General features: G+C 53.6%; 15 protein-coding genes. 5 read left to right on the top strand and 10 right to left on the bottom strand.

All coding sequences use genetic code 11. The annotated features are described in order from the left end of the window. The first annotated feature begins 122 nt into the window (after positions 1 to 122). Positions 123 to 824, top strand: a complete 702-nt coding sequence (locus tag ACFFJP_RS15540; RefSeq protein WP_377246085.1) for a FadR/GntR family transcriptional regulator — start codon at positions 123 to 125, stop codon at positions 822 to 824. A 70-nt stretch (positions 825 to 894) separates the two neighbouring features. On the opposite strand, the gene ACFFJP_RS15535 is transcribed toward ACFFJP_RS15540, so the two are convergent. After that, positions 895 to 3042 carry an alpha-galactosidase gene (locus ACFFJP_RS15535; protein ID WP_377246082.1) on the bottom strand — a complete coding sequence of 716 codons (2148 nt, stop codon included), beginning with the start codon at positions 3040 to 3042 and terminating at the stop codon, positions 895 to 897. A 162-nt stretch (positions 3043 to 3204) separates the two neighbouring features. Between ACFFJP_RS15535 and ACFFJP_RS15530 the strand changes: the two genes are divergently transcribed. Next, complete coding sequence (locus ACFFJP_RS15530) at positions 3205 to 5160, top strand: beta-galactosidase (RefSeq protein WP_377246079.1); 1956 nt, start codon at positions 3205 to 3207, stop codon at positions 5158 to 5160. 61 nt (positions 5161 to 5221) lie between these two features. Here ACFFJP_RS15530 and ACFFJP_RS15525 read toward each other — a convergent pair whose 3' ends face one another. From ACFFJP_RS15525 to ACFFJP_RS15500, 6 genes are all read right to left on the bottom strand, one after another. Then, positions 5222 to 6076 carry a porin family protein gene (locus ACFFJP_RS15525; protein WP_377246076.1) on the bottom strand — a complete coding sequence of 285 codons (855 nt, stop codon included), beginning with the start codon at positions 6074 to 6076 and terminating at the stop codon, positions 5222 to 5224. A gap of 501 nt (positions 6077 to 6577) precedes the next feature. Beyond that, positions 6578 to 8035 (bottom strand): SLC5 family protein, encoded by a 1458-nt coding sequence (locus ACFFJP_RS15520; protein WP_377246073.1) that lies wholly within the window; start codon positions 8033 to 8035, stop codon positions 6578 to 6580. A 52-nt stretch (positions 8036 to 8087) separates the two neighbouring features. Then, positions 8088 to 8855, bottom strand: a complete 768-nt coding sequence (locus tag ACFFJP_RS15515; RefSeq protein WP_377246070.1) for a SapC family protein — start codon at positions 8853 to 8855, stop codon at positions 8088 to 8090. Further along, positions 8852 to 10381 (bottom strand): tryptophan halogenase family protein, encoded by a 1530-nt coding sequence (locus ACFFJP_RS15510; protein WP_377246067.1) that lies wholly within the window; start codon positions 10379 to 10381, stop codon positions 8852 to 8854. Before ACFFJP_RS15510 ends, ACFFJP_RS15515 begins: the two co-directional genes overlap by 4 nt. Positions 10382 to 10510: 129 nt before the next feature. After that, complete coding sequence (locus ACFFJP_RS15505; protein ID WP_377246064.1) at positions 10511 to 13273, bottom strand: TonB-dependent receptor; 2763 nt, start codon at positions 13271 to 13273, stop codon at positions 10511 to 10513. A 109-nt stretch (positions 13274 to 13382) separates the two neighbouring features. Beyond that, positions 13383 to 14333: an aldose epimerase family protein gene (locus ACFFJP_RS15500; protein ID WP_377246061.1), complete on the bottom strand. Its 951-nt coding sequence runs from the start codon at positions 14331 to 14333 to the stop codon at positions 13383 to 13385. An 81-nt stretch (positions 14334 to 14414) separates the two neighbouring features. Between ACFFJP_RS15500 and tpiA the strand changes: the two genes are divergently transcribed. Then, complete coding sequence (gene tpiA, locus ACFFJP_RS15495) at positions 14415 to 15197, top strand: triose-phosphate isomerase (protein ID WP_377246058.1); 783 nt, start codon at positions 14415 to 14417, stop codon at positions 15195 to 15197. Between the two features lie 121 nt (positions 15198 to 15318). On the opposite strand, the gene ssb is transcribed toward tpiA, so the two are convergent. The 3 genes from ssb to ACFFJP_RS15480 all read right to left on the bottom strand — a co-directional run bounded on the left by ssb (position 15319) and on the right by ACFFJP_RS15480 (position 18604). Beyond that, entirely contained in the window at positions 15319 to 16005 is a 687-nt protein-coding gene (gene ssb, locus ACFFJP_RS15490) for a single-stranded DNA-binding protein (RefSeq protein WP_377246055.1), read from the bottom strand. A 14-nt stretch (positions 16006 to 16019) separates the two neighbouring features. Further along, positions 16020 to 17378, bottom strand: a complete 1359-nt coding sequence (locus ACFFJP_RS15485; RefSeq protein WP_377246052.1) for an MFS transporter — start codon at positions 17376 to 17378, stop codon at positions 16020 to 16022. An 89-nt stretch (positions 17379 to 17467) separates the two neighbouring features. Then, complete coding sequence (locus tag ACFFJP_RS15480; RefSeq protein ID WP_377246049.1) at positions 17468 to 18604, bottom strand: GGDEF domain-containing protein; 1137 nt, start codon at positions 18602 to 18604, stop codon at positions 17468 to 17470. A gap of 260 nt (positions 18605 to 18864) precedes the next feature. Between ACFFJP_RS15480 and uvrA the strand changes: the two genes are divergently transcribed. Then, positions 18865 to 21696 (top strand): excinuclease ABC subunit UvrA, encoded by a 2832-nt coding sequence (gene uvrA, locus ACFFJP_RS15475; RefSeq protein ID WP_377246046.1) that lies wholly within the window; start codon positions 18865 to 18867, stop codon positions 21694 to 21696. A 176-nt stretch (positions 21697 to 21872) separates the two neighbouring features. Beyond that, positions 21873 to 23987, top strand: coding sequence for a hypothetical protein (locus tag ACFFJP_RS15470; RefSeq protein WP_377246043.1), 2115 nt, complete (start codon positions 21873 to 21875; stop codon positions 23985 to 23987). Positions 23988 to 24068 lie beyond the last annotated feature (81 nt).

Raw genomic sequence — 24068 nt, 5'->3', positions numbered from 1 at the left:
GCACAGGCCAGAATACTCTGAAGCCAGAATTGCAGCTGCCACCAGAAACTATGTAAAAAGTTATATCACAGTCTGGTGTATTTTAATATGATATATCCCACATAGCCGGACGGACCATACCGATGAAAAACGAACCGATTCAGAATCTGACCCATCAGCTGACGCACGACCTTGGCCTTGCCATCGTTCAGGGTGTTTATCCGGTGGGTAGCGGTATGCCTTCCGAAGCAGAACTCTGCATCCGGCACAATGTCAGCCGCAGCGCTACGCGCGAAGCCGTCAAAATGCTATCGGCCAAAGGCTTACTGACATCCCGACCGAAACAGGGCATCCGCGTACTACCGGAAAGCAACTGGAATATGTTTGATACCGATGTACTGCGCTGGATCTTAAGCAGCAAACCGTCTTTATCGCTGCTGCTGGAATTCACTCAGGTTCGGGTTGTGCTGGAACCGCAAGCCGCAGCGCTGGCCGCGACTTCAGCATCCGACAGCCAAATCCATGACATCGAAAAAGCACTGAAGCGGATGGCCGACGCTGACGAAGGACTGGACGATCCGCTGGACGCCGATATTGCCTTTCACAGTGCAGTGCTTGCCGCCAGCAACAACAGATTCCTGCTGCAGTTAACTGAATTTATCAGCACGGCGCTACGCGTCAGTATTCGCTACACCAACAGAATCAAAGGGGTACCGGGTGCCGACGTGCAAAAACACGGCGATATTCTGCGCGCGATTCAGGCGCGGGATCCGAAGCAGGCCCGTCATACAGTGGAAGTTCTGCTGGAAGAAGCCATTCAGCTGATCGAATCAAAACTCGAATAAGCCACGACGACAGTCCGACGACTGTTAGCCGCACAGAACAGCAAAGCCCGCCGCAGCGGGCTTTTTGCTTTTAGCCTTGTTGTTCCAGCAGAAAAATCAGTGATGACTGCGGATGCAGAATTGGCATCTGCATGCCGAAGCGCATCAGTGCATCACCACCAAAGGTTTCACCGGGCACCACTTGCAGCACGGACGGTGAATACTCTTTGAGCTGCGACGGCCACACCAGTGTCAGTCGATACTGCGCCTGTGGATCCAGGCCGGCAAAACGCAAGCGCGGCGGCATGGTGCGGCCGGTTTCTTTCACCAGGTTATAAGTAAAAATCGCGCGGGTCTGGTCCGGCGCTACCAGCCCGAAGTTGATGCTGTCACCATCGGAATCCAGCCGCTGCAATAACGCGCTGCGCATAAAACTGCGTTCAGCTTTGTAAAACGCAATAGCCTGACTGAGGATTTGCGCTTCGGCATCGGTCAGCTCCCGCGGGTCCATTTCAATGCCGAAATGGCCAAACAGTGCCACAGCACAGCGCATCTCGATGCTGACCCGACGGCCAGTAATATGGCAATCACGCGGCCCGACATGGGCGCCCATCACATCGTTCGGCAGGAAAAACGAACAGCCGCGCTGAATATTCAGCCGATCCAGCGCATCGTTGGAATCCGACGTCCAAATCCGATCGGTATGCGCCAGAATGCCATAATCTGCGCGGCCGCCACCGGAGCAGCAACTTTCAATTTCAAGGCCCGGATGGGCTGCTTTGAGCCGGGAAATCAGCTGATAGACCGCCTGAATTTGCCGGTGAACTGCAGGTTTGCCATCTGCCCCGCCCGGGTGATTCAAATCGCGGTTCATATCCCATTTGATGTACCGGATTTGCGGGTGCTGCACCAACAAGCGATGGATTTGTTCATACAAATAGGCACTGACCTCCGGCCGGCTGACATCCAGCACTAACTGATTACGAAAGCGCATCTGCGGGTTGTTGGCAGTACCCAGCACCCAATCCGGATGGTCGCGGAACAGCGCACTGTCCGGGTTCACCATCTCAGGCTCGAACCACAGACCAAATTCCATGCCGAGCGCGTTGACATGCGCAATCAGCGGACCCAGTCCCTGCGGATAGACCGCCGGGTCCACCTGCCAGTCACCTAAGCCGGCAAAATCACCGCGCCGCCCCATAAACCAGCCATCGTCGAGCACAAAACGCTCCACGCCCAGCGGCGCCACCTTGCTTGCCAGCTGCATCAGGGTGTCGGTGTCGTGGTTAAAATAAATACCTTCCCAGGTGTTGTAGTGCACAGGCCGCGCTTTTTGCTGCTGCGCCGGACTGAGCAATCTGCTACGGACAAACTGATGAAATTGCTGCGATAGCTGACTGAAGCCTGCGGCAGCGTAACTCAGGTATAAACATGGGCTCTGATAACTATCTCCTGCGGCGAGCGTCACTTCACCCGGCAATAACAACTCGCCAAATTGCACATAACTGCGGCCTTCCGAGGTCAGTTCAGCGCGCAAACTATGGTTGCCACTCCAGCCCAGATGGAAGCCATAGACTTCACCGGCCTGCTCAGTGGTGGTATCGCTATGCACCAGCAACGCCGGGTAAGTGTCATGCGAGGTTTTGCCTTTGCGGTTCTGCCGGACAAAACTGCCGAGCGCCAACGGCTGGCGCTGGCGCTGAAATTCGTTCGACCAGCGGCCTTCAAAGCTGGTCAGCTCCTGCAGATGGTCTGGCAACAAGATAGTGCCGGCGGCACACCAATGCAGCGCTCTTGGCATGGTCCCGAGGTTTTGCAGTGACGTTTGCAGACTCAGCACGTGGCTGTCCGGGTCCAGTGTCAGCACATGCGTCAGCTGCAGCTGGCGTTTGTCATCGATACTCACCAGACGCACCTGCTGCTGCGCATCGGCTGTGGTGAGTTGCTCAACCGAGACCAGCGACGGGCCAAAGGCCCAGCCATCGCTGTGATCCGATAATTCCAGTCCCGGCGCACCGGTAAAGCCTTCAGCGGATAACGGCGTCAGACCAATAGCCGCCTCATCTATCACCGAGTTTTTCGCTTCTTGCCGTGTCCGCAGCAGCGCCAGCATCTGCGGTGTCGTTGTTGCGCTCAACTGGCTGCCAAAATACAACAAGGCCGGCGTACGGCCGCGGCAATCCAGGATCAAAGTCAGACGGGAGCTGTCCAGACGAACAAATGAGGGTAAAGCCGGCATAACATTTCCTTCAGGGCAAAAAAGAAAGCAGAGATAGCTTACATTAAACTATAGAATCGCCATCAAATACTATATATCATACAAAACAATTTTATCGCCCGCTGCAACGCAGATCAGTCATGCTGTTCTGGTCAAGGCAGCCCCTTCTGGCAGGAGCATATTATGTTAGGAATCTGTTATTACCCTGAGCATTGGCCTGAATCTATGTGGGCGCAGGACGCCGCAGAAATGTATGGGCTCGGCATCCGTTATGTGCGGATCGCTGAGTTTGCCTGGTCGCGACTGGAACCGAGCCCGGGTCAATACCGTTTTGACTGGCTCGACCGTGCGATTAGCACGTTAGCCGATGCGGGTTTAAAAGTGGTGATGTGTACGCCAACCGCCACGCCGCCGAAATGGTTAATAGATTTGTATCCGTCGATTTTGCCGGTCGACATCAAAACCGGTCACAGCCGTGGTTTTGGTTCCCGCCGTCATTACGATTTCTCCAGCCCGGACTATTTCCGCGAAGCGATGCGCATCTCCACAGTGCTGGCCGAACGTTATGGTGAGCATCCGGCAGTCGTTGGCTGGCAAACCGACAACGAACTGGCCTGTCACGATACCACCCACAGCGGTTCCGAGGCAGCATTAACCGCGTTTCGTGCCTGGTGTCAGCAGCACTACAGCGACATCGACGCGCTGAACAGCGCCTGGGGCAATGTATTCTGGTCGATGGAATACCGCCATTTTGGCGAAATCGAGCTGCCCATTCTGGCCGTCACAGAAACCAATCCGGCTCATCAGCTGGCCTACCGCCGTTTCAGTTCAGATCAGGTGGTACACTTTCATGACGAGATGGTGCGGATCATTCGCGCCCACGCGCCGGGGCGCTTTGTCACGCACAACTTTATCCCGATGGTCGACACCCAGACCGACAACTATGCGCTGGCGAAGCCGTTGGATTTTGCCAGTTTCGACAACTACCCGCTGGGGCGCTCCGACTTGTTTTTCGCTAAGCGCGGCGCGGCGATGTTTAAACCTTATATGCGTACCGGCCACCCGGACTTTTCTAGTTACTACTTCGACCAGACCCGTGGCCTGACCGGCAAACACTTCTGGATCATGGAACAACAACCGGGCCCGGTGAACTGGGCCAAGCACAATCCGCGGCCAGAACCTGGCATGGTGCGGTTGTGGTCCTGGGTATCTTTTGCCCACGGCGCCGATGTAGTCAGTTATTTCCGCTGGCGTCAGGCGCCTTTTGCGCAAGAACAAATGCATGCCGGTTTAAAACGCATCGACAACTCCAAAGCCGCCGCCTGGCCAGAAATCGAGCAGCTGGTGCGCGAAATGGCGCTATGCCCGGATCTGCTAGAGCAGCAGGTCAAAGCGACCGTCGCGATGGTCAGCACCACTGAAAATCAGTGGGTCTGTGAAATCGAACGTCAGGGCGATAGTTTTAATCAGCAGGAAGTCGAATTTGCCTGGTATTCAGCATTACGCCAGCTTGGCGTTGATGTGGATTTTGTGTCGCCGGAGCAGGATTTGACCGGCTACAAACTGGTGCTGGTGCCTTGTATGCCGGTGGTTCGGCCCGAGTTTGTTAAGCGTTGCCAGGACAGCGGCGCATTGCTGGTATTTGGCCCACGCACCGGCAGTAAAACCACGGAATTCCAGCTGGTGCCGCAATTAGCGCCTGGCTTATTACAGGCGCTGGTCCCGGTCAAAGTGCTGTCAGTCGAAACCATCAGACCCGACTGTGCTGAGCCATTATTCATCGGCCAAAAGCAGTATCAGAGCCAATGCTGGCGCGAGGAACTGGAAGTACCGCAAAGCTGCCAGGTGCTGGCGCATTATCACGACGGTCTGCCAGCCGCCGCACAGCATCAGCGCGCTGTCTATGTCGCCACCGTCAGCTGCGATGACTTCCTCAAAGCCTTGTTTGCCGACTTACTGAAACAGGCCTGTGTCGAGACTGTGGTGTTGCCGCATGATGTGCGTCTGGCGCGTCGCGGTGGCTTAACCTTCCTGTTTAATTACAGTGCGAAGCCCAGCAAAGTTGCGGCTCCGGCAAACGCCCAATGGCTGCTCGGCAGCGCTACACTGGACGGTTACGGCGTCGCAATTTACCGCTGACGCTTTGGCTCACACGACAAAACCGGCGCCTACACGCCGGTTTTTTTTCACGGGTCCGTTGTTAAAAGTGGGCAATCATGCCAACAAATGCACCTTTAAACTCAAGATCGGTATATAACCGGTTTAAATCTTCGAATTCCATGTTCACGACGCGATAGCCTAAGTTCACTTTGAGATCCATCCTGGTGATTTTGATGAGACCGTAACTGAAGCCAACTTGATAGTCAGAAAGTGTGTGGTCATTGAGTAATGAAACATCAGCTTGGGCAAATACATTTAAATGATTGAACGGCAAGCGAATGTTGGTGGCAACAAACAACATAGGCTTCATGTCGTCAGTTTTTATCGTACCACTGGAAATTGCAGTATTTCCTCGATCTATACAAGGATCATCAGGAGAGGGGTTAGGATCATTACAAGGATCATGATCACTTTTTGTTGTCCCAGACACAGTGACATCACCATTGAAATCTCTGGCGGTTAAGCCCAACTCCAATGAAAACTTTGCGCTATCAAACAATGCATAATAGAGGGTGTAATCGACATAACTCACGTGATATCTGGCATCAACTGTATCAGCAATAGAAAAAGTCTTATCGTTGAAATAAAACTTTTGCGTTAACGTGGTTTGACCTGAGGTCTCCAGTTGGGTATTTGAAATACGAACCTGAGGAAGCGAAGAAATAGGGTGTTTCACGCCAATAAAGTAGTTAATTTGGTGTTCTTTATTTAAATTAAAATCAATAAGCGTATTTTCTTCACCCAAACTACCACTTGCTTCACTTTGCCAGATTTGGCCGCCCAGATATAAACCAACATCATCTCTTGATGTTGGCGCATACGTAAACTGTGCGGTAGCTGATGCGGTAAAAGTAAAAAGTGCAGCAACAGTTGCTGCAACAGCCGTTTTTATCATCTGTAACTGTCCTTGTTTATAAATTGCCAGCCGCGGTCTTTTATCTACTCACTATCGTTTGTATCACCACAAAAATCACAGACAAGCAGTTAATGCATCGTAACTCAAAGTGCAATTCAAGTTAACAAAATACCAAATAATGAAGTAGTTAACCCACAGCACCAATGTTGAGGAACGTGATCAGGAAATTCCACTTGCGTTCACTCTTAACCGCACACTCTGCAGCTGCTGGCTTTGGTGGAGTTTGGGATGACTGCTTGAGCGAGTTGCAGTCATCGAATATTGGGTAATGTACGGCGTGTGACGCCCAGCGGGCTGCGCTTGCCGGTACCTACGATCTTAATTAGCGAGTAGGTACGCGCAAGCGTCAGCGCCGCCGTACATGGCATTTAAAAAATGTCCGCTTTTGGCACTGAACTGCGCGTGGATAGTGAATCAGATGTCGGCTATCGCCGGCACCATAAAAAAAGCCGGCCTAAGCCGGCTAACGGAGCCATCCGCCTACGAAGACGCAGGCAGTTCCAGGGTTTTGCCGGCCCAGCGATGCTGTTTGCCGAAGATAAATCTGTTGCTAAGCAGCGCCACCGCCACACAGCTGAACAAGGTGACAGCCATCAGGTGGATATAATGCACCGTGGTATAGAGCGGTGAGAATTCAAAGGTCAGGCTGCCGTAGAACAACACACCAAAGATCACCGCAATAATGGCGGCGCGTGCATCAACATCTTTAAACAACAACCCAACGATAAAGATCGACAGGATTGGCATGCTGAGCAGACCGTTTAATTGCTGCAGCAGATTGATAATACTGTCGGCCTGCTGATAAACCGGCACCAGAATCAGTGTAAGTGCGCTCAGCAGCAACGTCACCCAGGCGCTCAGTTTCACCACATCGGGTTTGTCGCTGACATAGGCTTCGTGAATGTCACAAACATAAAGTGCAGTCGCTGAGTTCAGCAGGCTGTTGTAGGTCGATAACACAGCCGCCGCCATGGCCGCCGCGAATAAACCGATCAGCACCGGAGGTAACAGATCACCGACCAGACGGCCATACGCTGTATCGCCGATGTCCCCATAGAGTTTGTAAGACACAATGCCCGGTAAGACCACAATGGCAGGCACGATCAAAAAGCGGATCAGTGCTGCGGCATAGACGCCTTTTTGCGCTTCTTCCATCGTCGGAGCTGCCATCGCCCGTTGGGTAATGGTCTGGTTGGTGCCCCAATAATACATCTGAATAAAAATCATCCCGGTCAGCAAGGTCGGCCATGGCACCGGCGAATTCTCATCGCCGATGAGCGTCAGACGCTCTGCCGGAATACCACTGAAGTCAAAATTGATGGCATAGAGCGCCAGGAAAGTGATCAGCAATGCCATGCCCAGCACCAGCACACCGTTATAGGTGTCAGATACCGCAACAGCGCGCAACCCGCCGAAGAATGCATACGCAGCGCCAACGAGGGCAAACACCGCCGCAATTTGAATCAGCGGAATATCGACTTTAAACATGGTCTGCATCAGCAAAGCGCCGGAATAAATCACCGCCGGCATATAAATCAGTGCATTGCCGAGAAAAAACAAACCACCAATCACCGCACGGATATGCTTGTTGTGATAACGCCGCTCTAACAGTTCGGTGGTTGTGGTACAGCCATAGCGGTAGTAAACCGGAATAAACACTTTGGCCAGAATAATCAGACCGATGATGGCGGAGAATTCCCACACCGCCAGCAGCGCCATCTGGTTGCCGTTCATGCCCACCAGCTGGTCGGTACTTAAGTTGGTCAGCGTAATAGATCCCGCTACAAAAACCCAACTGAGGCCACCACCGGCGAGGAAATACTCGCGATTTTGCGAGCCGCTGCGGTCCGACTTACCGCGACATTTCAGGTAGGTCAACACCCCTATCAGTGCAGAAACCAGCACAAAGACCGCAGTCTGCAACACACTATCTGACATAACATCTCTCCGGGAAAAACACGCAAAAAAATACCGCCCATCCGGCGCGGTATCACAAAAATCCGCTATCGCGATCTATTTCAATTTTTAACTGCTGGATGCGGTGGAAACCGGGTTGGCCCAAAGCGGCACGTTGATTGTGCCGCTGGATCAGCCGGTTCAGTTGTAACAACGAATTCAACAGACTTTGCGCCAGTTGCAGGCTGCCGGTCTGCTGCAGAGTTTTTAAGGTCGTGGCATCGACACTATGCAGCTGGTCTTCATCGATCGTCATCAGGCCGCGGATACGCTGTAACTCGCCTTGCTCCGGCTGTACCTGCAATTCGATGGGTCTGAGTAATTTCAGCGCCTGCAATTGCTGCAGGCTGAGATAAGTGCGTCGTTCCTGGTCGTACAGTTCCTGCGCATTGTGCATCAGCCGCTGCGCAGCGGCATCGGCGGCACCGTCGTCCGCAAACAATGGCATCGCGGCCGGTTGCAGTACCTGCGGGTCAGCCGCAAACACAAACTGGCGCTGGCCATCCTGCAGCAAGCAATAACAAGGATAAGCCTGCAACGCCAAAGGCCGGTATACCGCCTGCCAGCCCTGTGCGTCCGCCAGCAGATTGTGCCCCGGCACAAAGCTGCAAAGCGCAGACAGCATCAGCGTGCCGTCCTCACTGTTGCGGCTGACCAGGACCGGAAAATCGCAGACCATACTGCTGACATCCGCCACCGTCAGCGGCAATAAATGTGCACGTGCGGCGTACACCAAACCAGCATCCGGCACTAAACCCAGGCGCTGCGCAGCCAGTTGCTGCGGCGTCAGAAAACGGCTCATGTCATACTCCCTTGCGCCAGCCAGCGCTGCAGATATTCGCGATTCGATGGCAGGCTTTGCTGCAATTGTTGGGTCAGTTGCTGATTGCGCCGCAGGATTTGCTCCGCCTGCGCCTGTTGCCGGTAAAGATGGGCCTGACGGGAAAAATCAGGCTTGAAGCCCATGCCATACATCACATATTGGTAACTGGCGGCCGGAAACAATTCCAGCGGGCCCTGAAAGTCACTGACCGCCGGACCACGATAACGCCAAACCGCGAGGTCTTCCTGTAACGACTCAGGCCAGGTTTCAACATCCAGATGCGCTTGCCAATAAGGCTCAGTGCGTTTGGTCAGCATGTAATGCAGCTTCAGGAAATCGATGATGCGCTGCCAGCGATAGCGCATCTGGGTATTAAAGCGTTTGGCCACCAGAGGCATCAGGCTTTGGTCTGCCGGCAGGTTTTCGGCGACATAACGGGCCGACACTTCAACCAGCATGATGGCCGTCGCTTCCAGCGGTTCGACAAAACCGGCAGACAAACCAATGGCGACACAATTGCCTTGCCAGAACCGTTCGCGGTAGCCGGTCTGATACTTGATCAACCGGGGTTCTAACTCGGCCGCGGCCGGGCCCAGATAGCGCCGCAAATTAGCAGCCGCTTCGTCATCACTCAAAAACTGGCTGGCATAGACATGGCCGGTGCCGCGACGATGCGACAAGCCGATATCCCAAATCCAGCCGGCGTTTTGTGCAGTGGCAATGGTATGACTGGCGACCGCAGCATCCGGCTGATCGTATGGCACCTGCAGCGCCAGCGCTCTGTTGTTAAACAGTTGATGTTCAACCGACATAAACGGCACCTGCAGCGTTTTGCCAAGCAGCAGTGACGCCATGCCGGTGCAGTCGATATACAAATCGGCGCTGACCGGCGTGGCAGCGTCATTCAGTTTTAACGCGGCGATCTGACCATCATCGGTCAACAGCACCTGCTCGACGGTGGCAACGCGGTGCAACACACCCAGTTTGGTTTTGGCATGCTGTTTCAGTACATCGGCAAAAGCGCCGGCGTCGAGGTGATAGGCATAATTCAATGAGCCCTGATACTCACCTTCGCTGACCGGGCGTGGCGCTTTGCCAGCTTCGCATAATTCATGCTGCATATTGGACTGGCGGGCATAATCGCGGATGTCCGACAGATAAGGCGCCACATCGAGGCGGCCATAACCCAGCGGCACAGTAAAAGGGTGATAATAAAAATCGCCGGTGCCTTCGCACCAGTTAACAAACTTTCCGCCTTGTTTAAATGCGGCATGGCAGCTGCGGAAAAAGTCCTTTTCGGACAAGCCGATTTGCTGCAGGGTATTTTTCATCGTCGGCCAGGTGCCTTCACCGACCCCAATAGTCGGGATATCGGCCGATTCGATCAAGGTGATCGATAACGCCGGGCCATCTGGTTTTTGATGGTAAGAGGCAATGAGCGCGGCCGCCAGCCATCCGGCGGTGCCGCCCCCCACCACCACAATATTGGTGATAGCTTGTGTCATAGGTAACCCGATTTAAACGCGAGTACAGCAGTATTGCGCGATCCTGCGCGTCAGCCAACACTGAATTACCAGCTTGGCTTACAGCGAAAAAAAGGCTGGGTCAACAAGACCCAGCCACAGGAACGGGACTTAGAATGCCCCTCGCACACCTACCGCATAGCGGGAGCCGTTATCCTCGACAGAGTAAATCTGGTTTTTGAAGCGACCGGTCTGGACCAGCTCTTCTTCGGTGATGTTAATCCCCTCGAAGAACACGGTCAGATACTCGTTCACGTCGTAGCTGGCGCTGATATCCCACTGACCAAAACGCTCAGTGTTGATCGGCTCGCCGTTAAAGCCGTTATCGAGTTGACGCAGGAAGGCTTCACGGTTGTTAAACGCGATACGGGCCTGATAGTCACCCTGTTCGTAGAACATAATAAAGTTCTGTGAATCGCCTAAGCCTTCCAGCGCAAAACTCTGCGTGGTATCGGCACCGACGTTCAGGTTACTGTCGACCACAGTGGCGTTGACGGTGAAACCAAAGCCGTTATCGAACATATGGGTCAGTGCAGCTTCATAACCGGTGATGCGGGCAGACTCACCGTTTTGTGGCCGGCTGACGGTATACACTTCGCTCGCGCCATTAAGCTCTGCCGTTGTCGGCACTACACTGCTGCTGCACAGCGGTGCGCTGACACAGTTGTAAAGTGGGCCTTTACGCGCCGTCATGTTGTACGTTTCCTGACCGGTAAGCGTCACAATAAAGTCTTCAACTTCTTTGTTGAACACAGTGAAGCTGAACATGTTGGCATCCTGGTAATACCATTCGTAGGCCAGATCCCAGTTCTCTGCACGGAACGGTTTCAGTGCCGGGTTACCGCCGTTGGCGGTCAGGTTTTGCCGGCGTGGCTCGTTGAAGGTGGTCGCAGGAGACATCTGGCCCATCGTCGGACGAGTCAGTGAATCATAAGACGCAAAACGGACAATCATGTCGTCCTGAACTTCCAGCTTGATATTCAGGCTTGGTAACAGGTTGGCGTATTTGGTGCCCTGATTGATATTGGTCGCAGGGCCTAACACGTTTTGGAACAAGGTCGCGTCAGCAGTTGGCACGATGTCCACAACAAAGCTCTGCACCGCGGCCACGTCAACGGAGGTTTCGGCATAACGGGCACCGAGGTTCACGGTCAGCGGCATATCACCGAGGTCATAAGCCAGCGTGAAATCCATATACAGACTGGTCACGTCTTCATTGATGGTATATCGGTTATTCTGCAGTGTCGTCGTGATTGGATGACCGCTATCGGCCAGGTATTTCACCACAGCATCGCCGTCATAGCTGTAGAACGTATTGATCAGACCCGGGAAGAAGTTCTTCGCGGTGAACGGTTGGAATTTAATGGTATCGACCGGAGCAGGTAAGGCATAGCCGCAGTAGAAGCACTGACCGCCATAGATCTGGAAGCTGGATTTTTCGCGCTCTTGGCTGTAAACACCAAAGTTGGCTTTCTGGAATACGCCTTTCTCGGCAACGTATTCAAAATCTGCTTTTAATTCAGTAACTTCATCTTCATCTGAGAATTGGTTACCTTTTTCGTTATAGTGCATCCGCGCCAGGCTCGCCGCTGGCAGCGTACTGCCACCAAAACCGTTATGTTTGACGGTTGGCACTGAACCGGTGCCATCAAAGGCATAGCTGTTGATCATCCCAACCACGTTAAAGCGGTCACGACCAGCACGGTCGTTTTCGGCGTTTGATGTAGATGCATCAAAATTCGCTGTCAGCTGTTCGGTAATTTTCCACTCAACGTTCAGGCCAAAAGCATTGGTGCTGATGTCGCGGGAGTTACGGGTATGCGACACGAAATCCGTTGCCGGATCGCCGCTGCCCTGATGCAGACCAACGTCTTGTGAGAAAGTCAGCAAAGTACCGGTGGCTGGGTCAATAGTCGCACTGCCGACCCGATCCGGTTCAAACCAGGAAGCCAAATCTGTCACGGTTGAATCCACTTCAAAACGGGAAACCAGACCATCCATGGTCACAGTGACATCTTCTGACGGGGCATATTGCAGCACCAGACTGGCGTTATCACGCGTCCGCTCCTGCTGGTCAATAATCTGGTCCCAGTTGCGTGGGATATAAGCATTAGTGAACAAAACACCGTCGCGTTTGTTGGAGATTGTTTGGCCTGAGCGCCAGCCGGCTGTGGCAATCTGGTTGATCTGCACATCACGTTTCTGATGGCTCAGCGCTAACAAAGCACCGAATTTATCATCCCAGTTGCGGGTCAGTAACACAGAAGCGGCCGGTGAGGTTTTCTCTGACAGGCTTTCGTACATGCCTTTGACGGAACCAGCGATGCGGAAATCGTCATAGTCAAAAGGGCGAGCGGTTTTTACGTTGATCGTACCGCCGATACCACCTTCTTGCAGCCGGGCGCTGTTACTCTTGAATACATCAGCACCGGTGATTTGGTCTGCTGCCAGAATGTCGAAGTTAAATTCACGGCCGTTACTGTCGGTCGCGATCTGACGGTTGTTGACCAGCACAGTGTTAAACTGCGGACCAAAACCACGGATAGTCACCGCCTGACCTTCACCACCACTGCGGTCAATCGACACGCCGGTGATCCGTTGCAGCGATTCAGCTACGTTCAGATCCGGAAACTTACCTAAGTCTTCTGCCGCGATACCGTCTGATACCAGACTGGATTCTTTTTTGTCCTGCATCGACGCTTTCAAGCTGCTGCGGATGCCGCGGACTTCAATTACTTCAACTTCAGTTTGCTGTGCTTTGGCCGCATCTGCCGTTGTCGTTTGTGCCGCAACCGAATAAGTGCTGAGCACGCCGGCTACGGCAAGGCAGACTGCCGAGTGTTTAAATGCGAATGTATTCGCTCTGGTCATCATCGAACTCCCCTGTCATTGTCTAGTGTTGTGTTTTTAACTAAAACTTCTTATTAGAATATTTATCATATAAATACTGCAAAGTTGCGCCAACTGCAACTTTTTTATCTGATTAATCATTCGAATCTAAGCCGTTTTGGCGGGCAAAACGGTAAATGATTTGATGCTGATATTTTTCACCAGCCAGTAGGACCGGTGACGGAAACTCTGGCTGGTTCGGCGCATCGGGCCAATATTGTGCTTCCAGACAGATGCCCTGTCTGGGCGTAAAAGGTGTTGTTAAGGCGTCACCACTATAAATTTGCACACCGGGCAAATCACTGAGGACCGTCAGGCTCAACTGTTGATCAGGCGACGTCAGCGTCGCCAGCGGCTGCAGGCTGTTGCCGGCGTTCTGCACGACAAAACAATGATCCAGCGCACCGGAATGGCGGAACATCTGGCTCAGTTGCTCACCGGCAGCGAGACCGGGATAACGCTCAGCACAGCTCAATAAACGCCCGGTTGGGATACCTGTCGCATCTTTGTCCAGCACCTGTAACAACGGCGACTGCAGACTGTGCGTATCAATGTTCTGTGCTTGTGCATCGAGGCTGAAATAACAATGATTAGTCAGGCTCAGCACGGTTGCCGCATCTGTCGTGGCTTCAAACCGCAGCTGCAGTTCGGTCTGATGCACTTTGAAATGGCAACGAAACTGCCGGTTGCCGGGAAAGCCGCCGTCGCCGTGCGCCGCGCTGCAGCTCAGCGTAAGCTGATCGGTCTCATGTGTTTCTAATTGCCAGCGCAAGCGGTTCAGGCCGGTCTTTCCACCATGCAGACAATGCTCACCGTCATTGGCAGTTAAATTAACCTGCTGTTGTTCAAGCCAGAAACTGGCATTGCGGATGCGATTGGCGTAAGGCCCGACGGTACAACCTAAATAAAACGGATCCTGCAGATAAGCGGATTCGTCGGCATAACCCAACGTCAATTCCTGACCATCGAGCTTGATAGAGCAGACCGTGGCGCCAATCGCGCTGATTTTTACCGACAATCCCTGCGGGGTGCTGATCTCAAACAAAAAACGTCTCCGGTGGTGCTTGTATCGTGCCAAATCGTTATATAGTATTTATACGATAATTGAGTGTATGACAAGGATTTTATGAAAACCAGAACACCATTGGTCATGGCAAACTGGAAACAGCATGGCAGCGAAGCCGCATTAACGGACTGGTTAACCAGTGTCAGCGCGATTGATTTACCTGAGATATGCCGGGTGTTATGCGTGCCGCTGCCTTATCTGGCAAAGCTCAGACAACAACGCGCTGAGCTGCAAAGTCAGGTGCAGGCCGGGGCACAACTGGTTTCTGCGTTTCGCGGCGGCGCTTACACCGGTGAGGTGTCGGCGGCGATGCTCAGTGAATTTCAGGTGGCTTATTCGCTGATTGGCCATTCGGAGCGGCGGCAGTGGTTCGATGAAACAGCAAGTGCACGCCGGGGGCAGCTGAGCGCTTTGTGGCAAGCGGGCATCACGCCGGTGCTGTGTGTCGGCGAAACCGCGCTCGAGCACCAACAGGGCCAAACATGTGAGGTACTGATGCGACAACTGGCTGAAGTACTTGACGGTCAAGCGACAGCAGGGCCTTTGGTGCTGGCCTATGAACCTGTGTTTGCTATTGGTTCAGGTAAACCGTTGTCGGCGCAATCTGCACAACAAATGCATCAGCAACTCCGCCTGATGCTAAAGCGTTGGTATAGCGCAGCAGACTGTCAGCGCATCCGCATTCTGTATGGCGGTAGTGTGAATAATCAGAATGCCGGCGAATATCTGCGGCAAGACGATATTGATGGAGTGCTGGTCGGTAGCGGTAGCTTACAGGCTGGCGCTTTTAATGCGCTGTGTCACGCGGTGGTTCATGCGGTCACACCGTTGGTACCCGCCTGAAAACAGCGTCTGCCTATACTGAATAAAGTAGTGATTTGTTTCGCGCAGATTAGACAACAAAAGTGGCATCAACGCAGTGTAAGCAATGGATTTGCTTACACTGCAATGCTGAAACGAAAGATCAGAACGGAATGTCGTCATCAAAATCGATTGGCGGTTCCATCGGGCCACGCTGCTGGCCAAAACCGCCTTGTTGTGGCTGGTTAAAACCTTGTTGTGGCTGATTGTAAGCAGGTTGTGCCGGCGCCTGATTGTAGGCTGGTGCAGCAGCAGGAGCTGGCTGGTTAAAGCCTTGCTGGGCTGCAGCTGGTGCACGGTTGTAATTCTGCTGCGCCGCCGGAGCAGCTTGTGGCGCCCGGTTTTGTGGTGCCTGGTAGGCTTGTGCCGGAGCAGCCATGCCGCCCATTGCCGCGCCACCCATCGCTGCGCCCATTCCTGGTGCGCCACCCATCTGGGCGCTTTGGCCTTCGCCGCGGCCATCTAACATTTGCAGTTCGTTGGCGATAATTTCAGTAGTGAAACGCTCAACGCCTTGCTGATCCTGCCATTTGCGCGTACGCAGACGACCTTCAATATATACTTTGCTGCCTTTACGCAGGTATTCACCAGCGATCTCGGCCAGACGCTGATAGATCACCACACGGTGCCATTCGGTCTGTTCTTTTTTCTCATTGGTTTGTTTATCAGTCCAGGACTCAGAAGTTGCAATGGTGATATTGGCCACTGCACCGCCGGTTGGCATGTAACGAACTTCAGGATCTGCACCTAAGTTACCGATCAAAATGACTTTATTAATTCCACGCGCCATGCGCATTCTCCTGATTAACTGTGACGACTCAGCAGCGCTTCGACCTGTTTAGGGTCAAAACCAGTAGAGCTGACTTTTAAATAACAGCGTTGTTCGTTGACGACCACTGTCGCTTCCAGCACGCCGTTGAGGCTGCTGAGCTGGCTGACCAGCGTTTTGGCTGCGGCGTCATCGACGTCACCAACCAGATAAGATAAGCGTTGGGCTCGCTGCGGGACTTGCATGCGGCGGGCCAGAAAAAGCCATATTAAACCAATTCCGCCAGCGAGGGCAAACACGCTTGCTGCCCCAAACTGGCCGGAAATAATGCCACCGAGCACACCGCCTAAAAAGGCACCGAAAAACTGCAGACTGGCGTAAATCCCCATCGCTGTGCCTTTCTGACCCGCCGGTGCAATCCGCGACACCAGCGCAGGCATACTGGCTTCCAGATAGTTAAAACCAGTGAAAAACAGCAGCAGTGCGATCGCTGATGGCCACAACCCGCCATTAATCATTAACAATAAACTTACAATCAGCAAGCCGATAGCGAATAAAAAATAACCTTTTTCTTGTTGCCGCCGCATCGACAAGATCATCAGCGGCACCATCAATACAAAAGCCGCGACAAAAACCGGCAAATATACCTGCCAGTGTTCCGGCGCAGCCAAACCATTGGTCTGTAATTGCGACGGCAGCACGACAAAGATTGCCGTTAACAGTAAATGTAAAACGAGCACACCCAGATTCAGTAAACGCAGTTGTGGGTGGCGGAATAATTCAGCAATAAAACCGGGGCGGGCCAGCGCTTCACTGTCGATCGCCTGATGTTGGGTTTTAGGCACTATGGTCAGGACTATCACGATGCCAGCCAGCGCCAGCGCGGCGGTAAACCAAAAAATAGCACTGAGTCCACCAGCCGCGGCAATGGCCGGGCCAGCAATCATCGACACCGCAAAAGACAAGCCGATCGTCGCGCCGATCACTGCCATCACTTTTGGTCTTTGTTCTTCCCGCGTGACGTCTGCCGCTAAGGCCAGCACGGCGCCGGAAATAGCGCCCATGCCCTGTAAAATTCGTCCGATAGTGACGCCATAAACCGAATCAGCCAGCGCAGCAACTACCGAGCCCACAGCAAACAAAGTCAGGCCGAGTAACATCACCGGGGTACGGCCAATCCGGTCCGACATCCAGCCCATCGGGATCTGCAAAATGGCTTGAGTCAGGCCATAAGCGCCAATGGCGAGGCCGATCCAAAGCGGCGAAAAGCCGATAAGGTCTTTGCCGTAGATTGCGAATACCGGGATCAACATAAACAAACCCAGCATTCGGAACGCAAATACCAGCGCCAGCGAAATCGCTGCCCGCCGTTCCAGTGCGGTAAAATTTTGCATTAGTGATGGATCTCAAATCGATTCAGACAGCGCCAGTGGCAGAGCAAGAAGCGTGGCGACAAAAGAGTGGGCGATTGTACCACAAGGCTTCAACTGTCGGCAGCTGTCCCAGCGAATTCGATCCGGTCGCGGCCGTTCTGTTTGGCGCGATACAGTGCCTGATCGGCGAGGCGCAGCTGACGGCCAAAATCATAATCCGGCCCAAACACACTGACACCAATACTGATCGTCAGCTGATAATCTTCCGGCATCGACGCAGGCCACTCCAGTTGGCGGATCCCTTCCAACAAACGCTGTGCTGTGGTCGTCGCCATCTGCAGGTTCGCTGCCGGCAGAAAAATCAAAAACTCTTCGCCACCAAACCGTGCCAGCACGTCACTTTGCCGCAGCATTGTTTTGATGGCTTTTGCCGTCTGCACCAACACCACATCGCCACCGTCGTGGCCGAACTGGTCATTGACCCGCTTAAAATGGTCAAGGTCAATCATCAACAATGCCGCCGGTTGCTGATTTCTTTGTAAGTACGATAAGCAAGCCGCGACCGCTTCATTCAACCCGCGTCGGTTTAACTGGCCGGTTAACGGATCATGCACAGCCTCGGCCCGGAGTCGCTGCTGCGTTTCTTCCAGATAGCCGGTGATGGCCATCAAACCGTAGGCCGCCATAATGCCGGGCCATAGTACCTGCGACACCAAATACCCCGATAAAATCCAGTCTTCATGAAACTCAACTGTCACTGTCCGTAACACACAAACCAAAAACCAGCACAACATGACCAAGGCAAAACCTTGATCCGATACTGTGCGGTTCGGTTTCTGAAAGCAGAACAACCACGCAATCGGCAACGCCACCAGAGCTGTAATGAGCGTCATAAAATGCAAAGCGGCGTATTCCATGCCGTGCAGATTCAGCCAGGTATAAATACCTGCCTGCAGCGGGATCATCAGCACCAACAATGGCCAGGGCACCGCTTTATTACAGCGGCTCAAAGCAAATGCCAGCAGTAACCAGAAATTGGTTGCCGCGGCCAGACTGGAGATCAACAACAACATCGGCTGCATGGGCCACAAATAAAACAACCAGCTCAGTGCATCACAGCCAACAGAGATCTGGAACAGGCGTAAACTGCGCAAATCCTGCAGTGGCGGCGCTACCCTTGTACTGGCAAGCAAAATCACCAGCGCAAGTTGCATCATGGCCAAAGTGTAAATCTGTTCTGTCGTCATGTTTTTAGTCGAACTACCTGTAGCAGAAAACGTGAACAATTCACCTTAGGCGCCACGTTTGACAAATGCAACTGTAAGCCCGACTTCCCCGACATCTGACTTGCTCAAACAATTGTATTTATATACAGTACTACACTGATAATCAACGCCAATACTGATCCGACAGCCCGCATGACGCATAGTCGCCTGACCGATGCCGCTGCCGGCCCGCATCTGACCCTAAGCGGGCACTTTGACTGACCTTTTGAGTTGAGAACTTTATGCACAAAATTGACATCCGCGGCGCCCGTACTCACAACCTGAAAAATATTTCGCTGGAGATCCCGCGCGACAAGCTGATTGTGATCACCGGCTTATCCGGTTCAGGCAAGTCGTCTTTGGCCTTTGATACGCTTTACGCCGAAGGCCAGCGCCGTTATGTCGAATCCTTGTCGGCCTACGCCCGCCAGTTCCTCAGCCTGATGGAAAAACCGGATGTGGATCATATTGAAGGCCTGTCGCCGGCTATTTCGATTGAACAGAAATCGACGTCACACAACCCGCGCTCTACGGTCGGCACTATCACCGAAATCTACGATTATTTGCGCCTGCTGTTTGCCCGCGTTGGCGAGCCGCGCTGTCCGACCCACGATCTGCCGCTGGCCGCGCAAACCATCAGCGAGATGGTCGACAAAGTGGTGGCATTCCCGGAAGGCAGCAAACTGATGGTGCTGGCGCCTGTGGTGCAAGAACGTAAAGGCGAACACGTCAAAACGCTGGAAACCTTAGCGGCACAAGGCTACATCCGCGCCCGCATTAACGGCGAAGTCTGTGATTTATCCGATCCGCCAAAACTCGACTTACACAAAAAACACACCATCGAAGTGGTGATTGACCGGATTAAAGTGCGCGACGACATCAAACAGCGCCTGGCCGAAAGTTTTGAAACGGCGCTGGAGTTATCCGGTGGTATCGCGAAAGTGGCGTCGATGGACGACCCGTCCGCCGAAGAGCTGATTTTCTCCGCCAATTTCGCCTGCCCAACCTGTGGTTATTCGATGGCAGAACTCGAGCCGCGACTATTTTCCTTTAACAATCCGGCCGGCGCCTGTACCGCCTGTGATGGCCTGGGTGTGAAACAATATTTCGACGCCAATAAAGTCATTGTTGATGCGGCGCTAAGTCTGGCCGGCGGCGCTATTCGCGGCTGGGATAAACGCAATTTCTATTATTTCCAAATGCTGAAATCACTGGCCGAGCATTATGGCTTTGACGTAGACGCGCCTTTTAGCAGCCTCAAAGCCGAACAACAACAAGCTATTCTGAGCGGCAGCGGACGCAAAGAGATTGAATTCAAATACTTAAACGATCGTGGCGACATAGTTCTACGCAAACATCCGTTTGAAGGCATTTTGCCAAATATGGAACGGCGTTATCACGAAACCGAATCCAATGCGGTGCGCGAAGAGCTGGCGAAATATCTCGCCACCACCACTTGCCCGGTTTGTGAAGGTTCACGCCTGCGGGAAGAAGCACGCCATGTGTTTATCGGCAAAACCAATTTGCCCAACATCGTTGAGCTGTCGATCGGCGATTGCCACAAGTTTTTCACTGCGCTGACACTGACTGGCCAGAAAGCCAAAATCGCCGAAAAGATCCTGAAAGAAATTCAGGACCGGCTGATGTTCCTGGTCAACGTTGGCCTGAACTATCTCAACTTATCCAGAAGCGCCGAGACTTTGTCCGGCGGTGAAGCACAGCGTATTCGCCTCGCCAGTCAGATTGGCGCCGGTTTAGTTGGCGTGATGTATGTACTGGACGAACCGTCGATTGGCTTGCACCAGCGCGACAATGACCGTCTGCTCGGTACCCTGACGCACCTGCGTGATTTGGGCAATACCGTCATTGTGGTCGAACACGACGAAGACGCCGTGCGTCTCGCCGACCATATCATCGACATCGGCCCGGGCGCCGGCGTGCACGGTGGTTATATCGTCGCGCAAGGGACGCTGGCAGACATCGAGGCGGCGCCTGAATCGCTAACCGGCCAGTATTTATCCGGCACGCGCAAAATCGCCGTGCCCGACACGCGGCATAAAGGTAAAAAAGGCAAAGAGCTCAAAGTATTAGGCGCCACCGGCAATAACCTGAAAAATGTCGATCTCAGCATTCCATTTGGCGTACTGACCTGCATCACCGGTGTATCCGGTTCCGGCAAATCGACGCTGATCAACGACACGCTGTTTCGCGTCGCGCACAAAGTGCTGAATAAAGGCGAGGGCGACGACCCGGCCGCGCACCGCGCCATTGAAGGCCTGGAGCATTTTGATAAATGCGTCGACATCGACCAGAGCCCGATCGGCCGCACACCACGATCTAACCCGGCCACTTACACCGGTATTTTTACCGCGGTACGCGATTTATTCGCCGGCACTCAGGAAGCGCGCTCACGCGGCTATCAGGTTGGCCGTTTCAGTTTTAACGTCAAAGGCGGGCGCTGCGAAGCCTGTCAGGGCGACGGTGTGCTCAAAGTCGAAATGCATTTCTTGCCGGATGTGTACGTGCCTTGTGATGTCTGCAAAGGCAAACGCTACAACCGCGAAACGCTGGAAGTGAAATACAAAGGCAAAAACATCCACGAAGTGCTGGAAATGACCGTGGAAGATGCACGCGAATTCTTCGACAGCATTCCGGCGATTTCGCGCAAACTGCAGACGCTGATGGATGTGGGCCTGACCTACATCACACTCGGCCAGTCGGCGACGACGTTGTCGGGCGGCGAAGCGCAGCGCGTCAAACTGGCACGCGAACTGAGTAAACGCGACACCGGCAAAACGCTGTATATCCTCGACGAACCGACCACAGGCCTGCACTTCTACGATATTCAGCAACTGCTGAACGTGCTGCATAAACTGCGCGACGCCGGCAATACCGTCGTGGTGATCGAACACAACCTGGACGTGGTCAAAACCGCCGACTGGATTGTCGATTTAGGTCCGGAAGGCGGCAGCGGCGGCGGCGAAATCCTGATCGCCGGCACGCCGGAACAAGTGGCAGATTGTGACAAGTCTTACACCGGACAGTATCTGAAGCCTTTGCTGGCAAGGGGTTGACCCGCGCAGGAAAGCGATAGCTGTGATGAGCGGGAATAACAAAGTCCCGCTGATTTTCCTGCCATTTTTCAGGCAGTTCCGGTTGCGGCGCGGCTAAAACAATGAAATATTGATGTATCCGCTGCTGGCATAGCATGGGTTTTGCTGGCGCCGCGTCATTTCATAAGGAAAGTTGCATGGCACATCAATGGCGTTTTTTCCGCTCCGGCGGTTTTGATCAGGTACGACTGGACAAAATTGAGGACTGGCAGCAGCTGTCGTCTTTGGACCCGAAACTGTGGGCGGCGCTGAGTTGCCCGGTGAAAGGGCTGGAGTTCGATTCGCGCACCATGGCCTACTTAGACAGCGACAATGATGGCCGCGTGCGGATTGATGAAATCAAGGCGGCAGTAAGTTGGGCCTTGTCAGTACTGCAAAAACCAGAAGTATTACTCAGCGGGCAGGCGTTGCCGTTAGGCGCGATTTGCAGTCAAAGCGAAGCTGGCCAGAAGTTGCTGGCTTCCGCCAAACGTATTTTACAAAACCTCGGGAAAACCGATGCAACAGAGCTGACGGTTGATGACACAGCCGATCTGTCGCTGATTTTCCCGGCCGACCAGCTCAATGGCGATGGCATTATCACGGCGGAACTAGCCAACAGCGACGCGCTGAAACAGCTGATCAACACACTGCTTGAGCTCGGCATTCAAAGCACAGATCGCAGTGGTGCGCCGGGGATTAATCAGGAACAGCTGGATCTGTTTGTCGCCGACGGCCAGGCTTTTACTGCATGGCAACAAAGCGGTACCGACATCACGACCACGCTGGGGGCAGCCACCGACGAAGCCTGGCAGCTGCACAGCAGCCTGCATGCCAAAGTGACCGACTATTTCACCCGTTGTCAGTTAGCGGCGTATGACGCCAATGCCACAGTGGCGCTGAATGGCACGGCCGAAGATTATGCTGCGCTGTCGCGTCAGCTGTTATCTCAGGCGTCCAGCGACACCAATCATTTACCGCTCGCTGCAGTCAGTGCCGATGGCAAACTGGCACTGCATAAAGGCGTGCACCCACACTGGGCGGAAGCGCTGGCGCGACTGGCCGAACTGGCCGGCGCGCTGTGGGGCGAAGTTAAACACATCAACAGCAAAGACTGGCAGCAACTGACCGACGCGCTGCAGCCTTATGCCGACTGGCAGGCGTTACAGCCGGTCAGCCAGGCCGCCACACTGGCGCCTGAGTTGTTAGCGGCGTGCCTCGACGCGCAGGTGCTGGCTGCGGCCAATGACTTGATCAGTCAGGATTTGGCGCAACAGGCCGAGGCTGAATCAGTGCTGGATGTCGACAAGTTAATCCGCTATCAGGCCTCATTACGCGATTTACTGCGTAATTTCGTCAGTTTTGAGAGTTTCTATAGTTTGGAAAAACCAGCGATTTTCCAGAATGGTCGCTTGTATATTGACGGACGCAGCTGTGATTTATGCCTGAACGTCAACGACGCCGGCAAACACGCCAAACTGGCCGGTTTAAGCGGTATGTACTTGTTATACATCGATTGTGTGCGCAGCAACGGTGAGAAAAAATCTATCGTCGCCGCAATGACCGCCGGCGATGCCGGCAATCTGATGGTCGGTCGCAATGGTGTGTTTTATGACCGCGCCGGTGTCGACTGGGATGCGACCGTGATCCAGATTGTCAGCAACCCAATCAGTATCCGCGAAGCCTTTTTCACGCCTTATCAACGGATTGGCCGGATGATTTCCGATCAAATCCAGAAATTTGCTGCAGCTAAAGATAAAGAAATTGAAGCGCAAAGTGCTGCCGGCGTCGGTGATGCCGCCAAAGTGGCCGCAGCGCCCGCTCCGGCCAAACCGCCGGCACCTTTTGATGTAGCCAAATTTGCCGGTATTTTTGCTGCCATTGGTTTAGCTATTGGTGCCATCGGTACCGCGCTGGCGGCGGTTGTGACCGGTTTCCTCGGGCTGGTCTGGTGGCAAATGCCGTTGGCGCTGCTTGGGATCGTGTTGTTTATTTCCGGCCCGTCGATGTTATTGGCCTGGTTTAAACTGCGCGCGCGCAATCTGGCGCCATTGCTGGATGCCAACGGTTGGGCAGTGAATACCAATGCCAAACTCAGCATCAAATTTGGCACCCGTTTAACCGCGCTCGCGAGCTTGCCAACCGGCGCCAGCCGCTCACTGACCGACCCGTTTGAAGAGAAAAGTAACTCGGGCTTGTGGCTGATTTTAATCGTGATTGTGGTCGCGACCTGGGTGTTCTGGCGCCAGGGCTTGTTGGCGGCGTGGTTGTAACTGCCGGATCTGCGATTTCCGTTATGCGATAACCGTTCGGTGGGTTTTGCTTCGCGCTACCCACCCTACATCCGGCCTTTT

This window comes from Rheinheimera tilapiae (genome assembly GCF_042432165.1).
GTDB lineage: Bacteria > Pseudomonadota > Gammaproteobacteria > Enterobacterales > Alteromonadaceae > Pararheinheimera > Pararheinheimera tilapiae.
The sequence above is the reverse complement of the archived record's forward strand: the minus strand, read 5'-3'. Positions and strand labels throughout refer to the sequence as shown.